Source organism: Streptomyces sp. 351MFTsu5.1 (assembly GCF_000383655.1).
GTDB classification, from domain to species: Bacteria; Actinomycetota; Actinomycetes; order Streptomycetales; family Streptomycetaceae; genus Streptomyces; species Streptomyces griseorubiginosus.
This window is the reverse complement of record NZ_KB911776.1, coordinates 611835-623684: the sequence shown is the minus strand read 5'-3', so window position 1 is coordinate 623684 and position 11850 is coordinate 611835. Positions and strand designations below refer to the sequence as shown.

Below are 11850 nucleotides of genomic sequence, written 5' to 3'. Positions count from 1 at the left end.
CGGCCCCCGCTCCCGGCCCACCGGGCCCCCCTCCGGACCGGGCCGGTGGTGTGGGCTCGAGGTGGGGCTTCGGGTGGTCAGACACCGGCCTCGTGGAGCCGTGGGGACGACGTGGCGGTGGAGGTCTCGCGAGCCGTGAGCTGGCCGACCATGACGCGGACCACCGTGACGATGTCCGGGTCGTCGACGTAGTAGACCTGCCTGCGGCCCTCACGGCGGGAGCGGACCAGACCGGCGAGCTTCAGCTTCGCCAGGTGCTGGCTGACCGCGGGGAGCGCGCCGCCCACCCGGTCGGCGAGGTTCGTCACATCGCTCTCGCCCTGGGCCAGCGCCCACATGATGTGCAGCCGGGCCGAGGAGGCGAGCAGTCCGAACGCGGCGGCCGCCTCGGCGAGCACCTCCGCCGAGGGGTCCTGGAAACCGCCGACGGCACCGACGCCCTTCGCCACAGCCTGCTCCCGTCCTCCCACGTCGACCACATGAGCCCGCCGGCATTCACCGGTGCCGGCCAGTGTAGGCGCGGCACTGTGACCGCCCCGCTTCGTCCGGTACCGGTCCCTCCCCTCGTGGGGACCGGTACCGGAGGAAGCGAGTGATCGTGGGGGGAATGCGACGGAAGACTTCCGGCGCGCCGGTTGGCGCGCGGGGCGCCCGAACGGTGGCCTGGAGGTCGGTGTCAGGGCGTCGCCCGAGGGCTGCGCCGCGGAGTCATGATCCTGCCAGCCGAGGGGCTCCATGAGGAGGTTCCGGTTCCGGAGGCAGTGCGTTGCCGCAGGTCAGCCGTATAGGGTGAGTTTTCCGGTCCGGATTCAACCGCGAGGGAAGTAAGGGGTGGAAGACCTTGAGTTCCGACTCAGGGACACGCACGGCCTTCGCGGAGCGTCTCGCCCTGCTGTACCGAGAGGCAGGGAATCCGCCCCTCAAGCGGGTGTCCGAGGGCGTCGGCCGGCTCCAGCGGGTCGACGAGCGCGGGCGCCCCGTGCGGGTGTCGGCCCAGCGGATCAGCGACTGGCGCCGGGCCCGTAACGTACCCGCGCAGTTCACCGCGCTCGCGGCCGTCCTGCACATCCTCATTCCCGAAGCCCGTCGTCTCAGTCCCACCCCCGTCTCGGCCGGACTGTACGACCTCACCCAGTGGCAGCGGCTGTGGGAGCGGGCGGTGGCGCCGGAGGAGGACGAGGGGCCGCAGCAGACGGAGGCTCCCGCCGGTGTCTGCCCCTACCGCGGTCTGGCCCCGTACCGGCAGGAGGACGCCCGCTGGTTCTTCGGCCGGGAGCGCAGCACGGAGGCGCTGGTCAAGCTGCTTCGCTCGGCCGCCGAGACCGGCACGGGCGGACTGGTGATGCTCGTGGGCGCCTCGGGCGCGGGCAAGTCCTCGCTGCTCAACGCCGGTCTGGTGACCGCCCTGGAGGAGGGTGCGCTGGACGGGGAGGGCGGCGGCCGGACCGTGCTCCAGCTGGTGCCGGGCGCCGATCCGCTCGCCGAACTGACCCGCCGTATACCCGACCTGGCTGCGGTCGTCGCCGACGCCGGCATCGGCATCGGCTCGGCCGACGGCGATACGACCGCCCCCGTCCCGACGGGCCGACCGCATCACGGACTCACCGGCCCGACGGGCCGACCGCATCACGGACTCACCGGCCCCGGCCAGACGGACCGCTCTCCCGATCTCACCGGCTCCGGCCCGACGGACCCCACCAACCGCTCCCCCGAACTCACCGGCACCACCCCCACCGACCCCCCTCCCGGTTTCCTCGACGCCGCGCGGGAAGCGGTGGCCTCCTGGGCTCGGCACGAGGGCGCCACCGCCCCGCCGGTCGTGATCGTGGACCAGTTCGAGGAGGCGTTCACGCTCTGCTCGGACGAGGCGGCCCGGCGGACCTTCGTCCAACTGCTGCACGCCGCCTGCACCCCCGCCGGGCCGCAGGCCGAACCCCCCGCCCTGGTGCTCCTCGGCATCCGCGCCGACTTCTACGAGCGCTGCCTCGACCACCCCGAGCTGGCGGACGCGCTCCAGCACCGGCACATGGTGCTCGGGCCGCTGACCGGCGGGGAGCTGCGTGAGGCGGTGACCGCTCCGGCCCGGGCCGTGGGTCTGGAGCTGGAGCCGGGGCTCGCGGAGCTGATCGTGCGCGAGGTGAGCGCCGACGCTCCGCGCGGGGGCGGCACCTCCCCCGCCTTCCGGACCGCGGGGGAACACGGCGCGGGCGTGCTGCCGCTGCTCTCGCACGCCCTGCTGGCGACCTGGCAGCGCCGCAGGGGCGGCCGGCTGACCGTGGCCGGCTATCGCGCGGCCGGCGGTATCCAGGGCGCGGTCGCGGCGACCGCGGAGCGGGCCTGGTCCGGTCTGGACCCGGCGGCGCGTACGGCGGCGCGGTTGCTGCTGCTGCGGCTGGTGCGGCTCGGCGAGGACACCCAGACGACCCGCAGGCGCGGTACCCGGCGGGAGCTGGCCGCGGAGTCCACCGACCCGGGCAAGACCGAGGAGTCGCTGGAGGCGCTGGTGCGCGCCCGGCTGGTGACGCTGGACGCGGAGACCGTGGAGATCACCCACGAGGCCCTGCTGACGGCGTGGCCGCGGCTGCGCGAGTGGATCGACGAGGACCGCAGCGACCATCTGCTGCGTCAGCGCATCGAGGAGGACGGCCGGTTCTGGGAGGGCTCGAACCGCGACTCCTCGCTGCTGTACCGGGGTTCGCGGCTGGAGCAGGCCCGGACCTGGGCGAAGTCCGCCGGGGACACCTATCTGACCCGCAGCGCGGTGGAGTTCCTGGCCGCCTCGGTGCGGCTGCGCCGGCGCACGGTCCTGATCGCGCGGGGCGCGGTGTCGGCCCTGGTGGTCCTCGCGATGGTGGCCGTGGGGTCCGCGGTGGTCGCCTGGCAGCAGCGCAACGACGCCGTGTTCGAGCAGGTCGTCGCGGAGGCGGACCGCGTCCAGTACACGGATCCCTCGCTGTCCGCCCGGATCGACCTGGTCGCGCACGGGCTGCGGCCCGACGACGAGGGCACGAACACCCGGCTGATCTCCATCGTCAACGCGCCGCTGGCCACCCCGCTGTCCGGCCACACCGGTGCCGTGTACCTCACCTCGTTCAGCCCGGACGGCAAGCTCCTGGCGACCGCGGGCTACGACCGGACCGTACGGCTGTGGGACGTGCGCGACCGCCGGCATCCCGAGGCGCTCGGCGCCCCCCTCGCCGGTGGCACGAGCTGGGTGAGCAGTGCGGTGTTCAGCCCGGACGGCAGGACGCTGGCCAGTGCGGGCGACGACGGGCGGATCCGGTTCTGGGACCTCCGGGACCCCGGGCACCCGAAGTCCCTCGGCGCTCCCCTGACCGGCCATCGCGGCACCATCTACCTGATCGCGTTCAGCCCGGACGGGCGCACGCTGGCCTCTGTCGGTGAGGACCGGACCGTACGCCTGTGGGACCTGGGTGACCGGGCCCGGCCGAAGCCCCTCGGGGTGCTGACCGGGTCCGGGGCCGCGGTGCGGTCCGTGGCGTGGAGTCCGGACGGGCGCACGCTGGCGGCCGGAGGCGATGACAAAACGATTCGGCTGTGGAACACCACCGACCCGCGGCACCCGAAGGCGTACGACCGGGCGCTCGCGGGGCACACCGGGCTGGTGCACTCGGTCGCCTTCAGCCCGGACGGGACCGAGCTCGCGAGCGGCAGCGCGGACGACACCGTCCGGCTGTGGGACGTGGCCGACCCGTCCGCGGCGCGCCCGATCGGCTCGCCGCTGACCGGCCACACCGGACCCATCTGGTCCGTGGCCTTCAGCCCCGACGGCAGCACGCTCGCCGCGGCCAGCGCGGACAGCACGGCGAGCCTGTGGAACGTGAGCGACCCGGCGTATCCCTCGCAGGTCGGCGAGCCGCTCGCCGGGAGCAGCGGGGAGATGTACGCGCTGGGCTTCAGTCCGGACGGCCGCACCCTCGCCACCGGCAGCGGCGACAGCAAGGTGCGCCTGTGGTCGATCCCGCGGGGGGACATGGTGGGCAGCAGCGGGGCGTTCCGGCGGGACGGCAAGGTGCTCGCCACGTCCGGCCGGGACGGCCGGATCCGGCTGTGGAAGGTGACGGACCCGGCCCGGCCCGTCGCCCTGGGCGAGCCGTTCACCCCCGAGGTGCGCGACCCGGACTCCCAGGTGCAGTTCTCCCCCGACGGCCGTGTTCTCGCGGTGCTCGCCACCGGCCGGATCCACCTGTGGAACGTCACCGACCCGGCCCGCCCCGTGCCCTACGGCCCGGCGCTCGTCCTGCACTCGCGGTTCATGGGCCCGGACGCGCTGGCGTTCAGCCCCGACGGACGCACCCTGGCCACCGCGTACGACAGCCGCAGACTCCAGCTGTGGGACGTCACCGACCCCGCCCGCCCGGTCTCCCACGGTCCGATCGCCGGCCACCGGGGGTACATCGACGGCCTCGCGTTCAGCCCGGACGGCCGCACCCTGGCCAGCAGCAGCGCGGACGGCACGATACGGCTGTGGAAGGTGACGGACCCGGCCCGTCCGACCCCGCTCGGCAGGCCGCTCACCGGGCACACCGGGCCCGTCAACGTGCTGGTCTTCAGCCCGGACGGGCGCACCCTGGCCAGTGGCGGTGACGACGACACGGTCCGGCTGTGGGACGTGACCGACCCCGCGCACGCCGAGCGGACGGGCGCCCCGCTCACCGGGCACACCGAGGCGGTCGTGTCCCTGACGTACAGCCGCGACGGCGCGAGGCTGGCCAGCGGCGGCAACGACAACACGGTCCGGCTGTGGGACGTGGCCGACCCGTCCGCGGCCGGTCCCATCGGGCAGTCGATGAGTCCCAACGCCAAGACCGGCAACTTCCTCTCGTTCAGCCCCAAGGGCCGCATGCTCGGGGTGTCCAGCGGCTCCGACACGATCCGGCTGTGGGACCTCGACGTCGACGACGCGATCCGTCGCATCTGCGCCACCACCGGGAACGTTCTGACCCGCCAGGAGTGGAAGGAGTACCTGCCGCGGCTCTCGTACGATCCTCCGTGCGCCTGAGGCATATGACGTGATCCCGATCACAACTTCTCGCCCCGGCCGAGCAGTCCGCTCCCGCTGTTCCATTTGCCTTGTTAGTCTTGGCCACAGCCCGACCGCTGGTGCATCCCCCGTCGCCAGCGGTCGGGTCTTTTCGTGCATGGCCCACGTTTTAGGCTGTGGCCGTGCACATAACGATCATCACGGCCGTCCACGCACCCTCCGCCCGCTTCCTTCCCGAGGCCTACGCCTCGGTGTGCGCACAGGATCTGCCCGAGGGCTGGGAGTGGCGCTGGGTGATACAGGAGGACGGCCGGACGGACGAGGTGCACCCGTACGTCCCCGACGACCCCCGGGTGACCTTCCGTCAGGGGCGCCCCGGCGGACCGGGAGTCGCCCGCACGATCGCACTCGCGCACGCGAGCGGGCCGTACGTGAAGGTCCTGGACGCCGACGACCTGCTCACCCCGGGCGCGCTCGCCCGTGACCTGGCCGCGCTGGAGGCCGATCCCACGCTCGGCTGGGCCACCTCCCGTGCGCTGGACCAACTGCCCGACGGCTCCACGGTCGCCTTCCCCGGCGACCCCGACGAGGGCCCCCTCACCCCCGGCGCGCTGCTCGCGCACTGGAAGGCGCACGCCGTTCCGCGGGTCGTGCCGGGAACCCTGTTCGTCCGCCGCGAGCTGCTGCTCGCCCTCGGCGGCTGGATGGCCCTGCCGGCCTCCGAGGACACCGGCCTGCTGCTGGCCCTGGACGCGGTCAGCCCCGGCTGGTTCACCGCCGAGCCGGGACTGCTCTACCGCCAGTGGGAGGGCCAGGTGACCGGACAGGCGGCGCATGTGGACGCGGGCGAGCTGGAGGCACGGCTGGCGGTGACGGAGGCGCGGGCACGGGCGTTGACGGCGTTGGAGTGGAGCCGCTGAGGGGGCGTGGCGGTTGGTACGGTCCCGGGGCGGCGCGTGCGGCGGCCGGCTGTATGAGGGCTCGACGTTGGTGAGGATGTTCCGATCGCCCAGCGGTTCTGTGCAGCCGAGCCCTGAGAAACCGTCGGCGACGGACTGCGGGTAGACATAGCCGCGCTTCGCTGTGGGGCTGTGGGGCTGTGGGGCTGTGGGGCTGTGGCACGATGCCGCGGTGATCGCCTCAGCCGTACCGCCCGTCGTTCCTGCAGGCCGCATGGCCAAGCAGGAACAACCCGTGCTCACTCTCTCCAGCGGTCTGGAGCTGCGCCCCTGGCGCGCCGACGACGCCGGCGCCTTGATGGCTGCTGGGCAGGATCCGGCAATTCGCCAGTGGAACCTACTGGTCGTGGCGTCGCCTGAGGAAGCAGGCAGGCGTATCGAGCGCATGCACGAGCGCTGGCAGAACGAGCAGAGCGCGATATGGGCCATCGCCCACCCCGACGGCGACCAGGCCATGGGCTTGATCGGCTTGGGTGATATCGATCTCGCCGGTGGCAGCGCCGAAGTCCTGTACTGGGTCCTGCCCTCAGGACGCGGTCGAGGCGTCATCGTCGAGGCCACGAAGCGCCTCAGCCAGTGGGCGTTTGACGACCTCGGACTGCACCGGCTCCGGCTGTGCCACTCGACGGCCAACCCGGCGTCGTGCCGAGTGGCGACCAAGGCCGGCTTCTCCGTCGAAGGCACGATGCGCAGCGCGCTGCTGCATGAGGACGGGTGGCACGACCAGCATTTGCACGCCCTGGTCGAGGGCGACATCTGACGGTTCCGTGCAGCCGGCGTCACGACACCGCAAGTAGGCGTGCAGGGCCCGGGTCTGCGCGGGGCACTCGTCCTCCTCGTGAAGTCGGACGAGGGCAGGCGCGAGACCTATGGTGTGCGCCTGCCGCGTTGCGGCCTTTCAGCCCCGCGGTGCCACGCGGATACGGTTCCCGTCAGGATCCGCTGCGAGGAAGGTCGGCCCGAACCCCAGATCATGAGGCTCACGCAGGATCGTGACCCCCTTGGACTGCCACTGCTTGAAGATCGCGTCGACCTCGTCGGGTCCACCGTCGACGGCCAGGCGCACCTCACTGGTGCGCGGCACGTCCGGTGACAGATCCTCGAACTGGCCGGACCACACAGCGAGGTCGGCGCCTGGCCCGAGATCGAAGGTGATGTACCCCGGAGTCTCGAAGGAAGGGCTCATGCCGAGGAGGTCGCCGTAGAAACGCGCAGCGGCGGGAGCGTCGTTCACGTAGACGATGGACAGCACGGATGTGGTCATGGTTGTTCCTTCTCGCAGGTCGTTGGCACGCGTCCATCAGCCTGACCGGGATATGCGCCGCATCATGTCGCCATTCCTTGAAAAAATCGGTGTGTGACCCCAGACCGCTTTTTCACCCTGATGCTGCTCCTCGCATCAAGGGATGCCGTGACCACACAGGAACTCGCCTCAGCGCTCGGGGTGTCCCTTCGAACCATCACCCGGGACCTGAACTGGCTCCGCGACGCCGGTCTGCCGGTGACCGCACAACGGGGCCGCCTCGGAGGCGTGACCATGCTGCCCGGGTCAGGGCTCGACCTCACGCGACTTACACCGGGTGAGCGTGAGCATCTGTCACTCACCGGGCTGGACGAGAAGCAACGTGCGGAGCTCAACGCGTCCGTCGAAAGCCGACGCGCGCTCTCCAAGATCGCCGCGGCTCAGCCACGTCGAACTCATGAGCTCCTGCCGCTCACCGACGTAGTGCACGTGGACAGCCGTCCCTGGCTCCAGGCCCGTACGTCCGGCGCGACTCCGGCTTCACTGATCGGCCCGGTGCGGCGCGGTCGCCGGCTACGGATCGAGTACGACAGTCCACGCGAGTCATGCCCACGTGACCTGGTCGTGGATCCCTACGGGCTGCTCGCCAAGGCCGGCACCTGGTACCTCGTCGCCGACCGCGCCCGGGTGCCACGGATGTACCGACTCGAACGGATCACGGCCTGGAGAGAAGTCGACCAGCCACGACGGATCCGCAAGAACCAGACCCTGGCCACCGTCGCCGCAGCACTCGTTGATCAGTGGGAACACAACCACGCGATAGAGGTCAGCGCCACCATCGACCAGACCCAGATCGAGCGAGCGCAACGGATCTTCGGCCGACGACTCGTCCGGGACGACCATGAAGAATCCGCCACCGGTCACAAAGTGACGATCCGCTTCCTGCAACTGGAGGACGTGCGAGCACTGCTGCCGTTCGGGAACGCCGTCACTGTGCACGGCCCCACCGAAGCCAGGGCTCACCTCAGCGACCTCGCCGCCAGTCTTGCCCACCACTATGCGCCGTCACCCACGTCCTGACCCGTAGCAGCTAGCGGTCGAAGTCGAGGTCGAGCATGCGGATCGCGTTGCCCCGCATCAGCTTGTAGATCACCTCGTCCGGCAGCCCGGCCACATGCTCCTCGGCGACCTTCTTGGTGTGCGGCCAGGTCGAGTCGACGTGCGGGTAGTCGGTCTCGAAGGTCGCGTTGTCCACGCCGACGGTCTCGATGGCCTCGATGCCGTGCCGGTCGCGGAAGAAGCAGCAGAAGATCTGCCGGTAGTAGTACGTCGAGGGCGGCTCCGGGATCAGGTCCTTGACCCCGCCCCAGGCCCGGTGCTCCTCCCAGACGTCGTCGGCGCGTTCCAGGGCGTACGGGATCCAGCCCATCTGGCCCTCGCTGTACGCCAGTTTCAGGCGGGGGAACTTCACCAGCACCCCGCTGAACAGGAAGTCCATCATCGAGGCCATGGCGTTGTTGAAGGACAGGGACGCCTGGACGGCGGGCGGGGCGTCGGGAGAGGCGGCCGGCATCTGGGAGCTGCTGCCGATGTGCATGTTGACGACCGTCCCGGTCTCCTCGCAGGCCGCGAAGAACGGGTCCCAGTAGCCGGAGTGGATCGACGGCAGTCCCAGATGGGTGGGGATCTCACTGAAGGTGACGGCCCTGACGCCTCGTTCGGCGTTACGGCGGATCTCGGCGACCGCCAGCTCGACGTCCCACAGCGGGATCAGGCACAGCGGGATCAGCCGGCCGCCGCTGTCGCCGCACCACTCCTCGACCATCCAGTCGTTGTAGGCGCGCACACAGGCGAGCCCGACCTCCTTGTCCTGGGCCTCGGCGAAGGTCTGCCCGCAGAAGCGCGGGAAGGTGGGGAAGCAGAGGGAGGCCTCGACATGGTTCATCTCCATGTCCTCGATCCGGGCCTTGGGATCCCAGCAGCCCTTGCGCATCTGCTCCCGGGTGATCCCGTCGAGCGTCATCTCGTCCCGCGAGAAGCCGACGGCCGCGATGATCCGCTTGTACGGGAAGAGGAGGCCCTCGTACTCCCACCAGTCCGTGAGCTGCCCTTCCGGATCGGTGGTGAACCGGTACTTCCCTCCGATGTACGCGAGCTCCCCGATGCCGGCGGTGAGCGGCTTCGGCCCCCTGTCCCGGTACTTGGCCGGGAGCCAGGTCTCGAAGAGGTGCGCGGGTTCGATCACGTGGTCGTCCACGCTGATGACTCTGGGAATGTCCCTGCTGCCAGGTCCGGTTCCGGTCCCGCTCTCGGTGGTGACGGCCATTGCCTGCCCCCTAGCCGGTATCTGATGGGTCGTCAGATTGCAGGCTAGGGGGAGGGATCGGCATCGGCAAGGGGCGGGTTGGGGGGATACGGGGGGCGCGGGGAGCGGGGCGGTGGAGTGGAGTGGGGTGAGACGGGGTGGGGTGGATGGCAAGGGGGCGGGACGAGCAGGCCGGGGGAGGTGGGCCGGGCTGGGCAGGCACCGCGGGCGAGGTCGTGGGGCCCGTCGCTCAAGGCGAGCCAAGTCGGCTGGGCGGGGCGCTCCGGCGAGGTCAGCGGGGCGGGACGGCCATTGCGGGCGAGCCGCCCTCGCGAACGAAGTCGGCGCGGCCCCAGGGCGTCAGCCCAGTCGCGCAGGCGCAGGGAGCCGGGCCGGCTGCCGGCTCGCCGGGACCGGCGTGACCGGTGGCTCACGGCGGTCGGTGGTCAGTTGTTCCAGGTCTCGTCGTACGGGTCGGACGGGGTCGGTACCGGCTTGGCTGTCGTGACCTGGAGGTAGGGGATGGGGCCGCCGTTGACCGTGTCCTTGGTGCGCTTGGCGGTGTAGGTGCCGGTGACCTGCAACCAGCCGTCCGGCTTGAGGACCGGCGGGACCTGACCCGTCAGGCCGATCTTCACCGGCTGCGCGTCCGCCGCACAGCAGTTGAGGGCCATGCGGACCAGGTAGGGCGCACCGGAGTGGTCCAGCGCGACGAACCCCGTGATGGTGATCGGCCGCCCGGTGAGGCCCTTGCCGTGCTCGTAGACCGCCCGGCCCGCGTAGTCGGCCAGCCCCAGACGCAGCGGGCCGGACGCGGGGAGCTTCTGATAGCCGTACGCCTGCTGAAGTGCCGTACCCGTGCGCATCGCGCTGTAGGAGCCGAGGGCCGGCGGGGCGACGAGGATGAGGGCGAAGAGGGGAAGCACCAGCAGCCAGGAGACGCGCGGTTCGCGATGGACGTGCGCGCCCTCCTCATGGGCGCCCTCCTCATGGGCGCCCTCGTGATGGGTCCCCTCCTCATGAGGCTCCTCACCACGAGAACGCTGCCGCCTCGCGTCGGCCCGCCACTCGTACCAGGCCGTCGCCAGCGCCGTCACGATCAGCACCACCCCCGCCGCCAGGACCAGCGGACGCAACCCCGCCTTGACGTACCGCAGGTAGAGGTCGGTGAGGCCCGCGTGCAGAAGGGCCGCACCGAGGACGAACAGGATCGCGGACTGTGCCTGTCGGTTCACAGCAGCACCCACCCGGTCAGGACCGAGCCCACGATCGCCAGCACGAGAGTGGCGGGGGCGAAACGCAGCGCGAAGGCGCGGCCGAAGGTGCCGGTCTGCATCGCGAACAGCTTGAGGTCGATCATCGGGCCGACGACCAGGAAGGTCAGCCGCGCGGTCAGCGAGAACTGGGTGAGCGAGGCGGCCACGAACGCGTCCGCCTCCGAGCAGATCGACAGCACCACGGCCAGTCCGGCGAGGGCCAGCACGGCGATCACCGGGTTCTCCGCCGCCGTACGCAACCACGTCTGCGGGACCACCGCCTTCAGCGTCGCCGCCGCCATCGCGCCCACGACCAGGAAGCCGCCCGCGTGCACCACGTCGTGCCGCACCGAGCCCCAGAAGGCGGCGCCCTTGCCCTGGCCCTCGTACGCGTGCCGGGCCGGTGCCTTGATCAGGTCGGTGCGGCCGAGGCGCAGCCACAGCCAGCCCATCGCGCACGCCACCAGCAGGCTCCCGAACAGCCGGGCCACCACCATCTCGGGATTGCGCGGGAAGGCCACCGCGGTCGCCGTGAGCACGATCGGGTTGACCGCCGGGGCGGAGAGCAGGAAGGCGAGGGCCGCCGCCGGGGTGACACCGCGCCGCACCAGCGCCCCCGCCACCGGCACGGACGCGCACTCGCAGCCCGGCAGCACCGCGCCCGCCACCCCGGCCACCGGCACCGCGAGAACGGGGTTGCTCGGCAGTGCGCGGGCGAAGAACGACGGCGGCACGAACACCGCGATCGCCGCCGACAGCAGCACCCCGAGCACCAGGAAGGGCAGCGCCTGGACGAGCACGGCGACGAACACCGTCATCCAGCTCTGCATCACCGGCGCGCCGAGCGCCGCGCGGATCGGGCCCTGGCAGAGCACCACCAGGAGCATCAACAGGGTCAGCGCGAGCGGGGAGTTGAGGCGCCGCGTCTCCGCGTCCGGCGCGGAGGACGGTGCCGGGGACGGCGCAGGCCGGAGGTCCTCGCCGGTGTCCCGCGGGTGCGGGGGTGCTTTGGTGACGGCCACGGCCGGGATCCCTCCGGTGGTGAAATGCTGGCTTCCCCACCGGTGCGTACGGGACAACGG

At 71.6% G+C, this 11850-nt stretch carries 9 protein-coding genes; 4 read left to right on the top strand and 5 right to left on the bottom strand.

What is annotated here, in order from left to right; genetic code table 11:
* Positions 1-77: 77 nt before the first annotated feature.
* On the bottom strand, positions 78-449 hold the full coding sequence (locus H295_RS0106305) for an ArsR/SmtB family transcription factor (RefSeq protein WP_020134491.1): 372 nt from the start codon (positions 447-449) through the stop codon (positions 78-80).
* Positions 450-841: 392 nt separating this feature from the next.
* On the opposite strand from H295_RS0106305, the gene H295_RS48350 reads away from it, so the two are divergent.
* The 3 genes from H295_RS48350 to H295_RS0106290 all read left to right on the top strand — a co-directional run bounded on the left by H295_RS48350 (position 842) and on the right by H295_RS0106290 (position 6724).
* Entirely contained in the window at positions 842-5023 is a 4182-nt protein-coding gene (locus H295_RS48350; RefSeq protein ID WP_028809106.1) for an AAA family ATPase, read from the top strand.
* A 158-nt stretch (positions 5024-5181) separates the two neighbouring features.
* Entirely contained in the window at positions 5182-5925 is a 744-nt protein-coding gene (locus H295_RS0106295; protein WP_020134489.1) for a glycosyltransferase family 2 protein, read from the top strand.
* A gap of 253 nt (positions 5926-6178) precedes the next feature.
* Entirely contained in the window at positions 6179-6724 is a 546-nt protein-coding gene (locus H295_RS0106290; protein ID WP_051135511.1) for a GNAT family N-acetyltransferase, read from the top strand.
* Positions 6725-6862: 138 nt separating this feature from the next.
* Here H295_RS0106290 and H295_RS0106285 read toward each other — a convergent pair whose 3' ends face one another.
* Positions 6863-7228 (bottom strand): VOC family protein, encoded by a 366-nt coding sequence (locus H295_RS0106285; protein ID WP_020134487.1) that lies wholly within the window; start codon positions 7226-7228, stop codon positions 6863-6865.
* A gap of 93 nt (positions 7229-7321) precedes the next feature.
* On the opposite strand from H295_RS0106285, the gene H295_RS0106280 reads away from it, so the two are divergent.
* Complete coding sequence (locus tag H295_RS0106280) at positions 7322-8287, top strand: helix-turn-helix transcriptional regulator (protein ID WP_028809104.1); 966 nt, start codon at positions 7322-7324, stop codon at positions 8285-8287.
* A 10-nt stretch (positions 8288-8297) separates the two neighbouring features.
* On the opposite strand, the gene H295_RS0106275 is transcribed toward H295_RS0106280, so the two are convergent.
* The 3 genes from H295_RS0106275 to H295_RS0106265 all read right to left on the bottom strand — a co-directional run bounded on the left by H295_RS0106275 (position 8298) and on the right by H295_RS0106265 (position 11790).
* A complete protein-coding gene (locus H295_RS0106275; RefSeq protein ID WP_020134485.1) occupies positions 8298-9533 on the bottom strand; it encodes an amidohydrolase family protein in 1236 nt (411 codons plus the stop codon).
* 425 nt (positions 9534-9958) lie between these two features.
* Positions 9959-10747 carry a TIGR03943 family putative permease subunit gene (locus tag H295_RS0106270; RefSeq protein WP_020134484.1) on the bottom strand — a complete coding sequence of 263 codons (789 nt, stop codon included), beginning with the start codon at positions 10745-10747 and terminating at the stop codon, positions 9959-9961.
* On the bottom strand, positions 10744-11790 hold the full coding sequence (locus H295_RS0106265; protein WP_020134483.1) for a permease: 1047 nt from the start codon (positions 11788-11790) through the stop codon (positions 10744-10746). The genes H295_RS0106270 and H295_RS0106265 overlap by 4 nt, the downstream gene beginning before the upstream one ends.
* Positions 11791-11850: the final 60 nt, after the last annotated feature.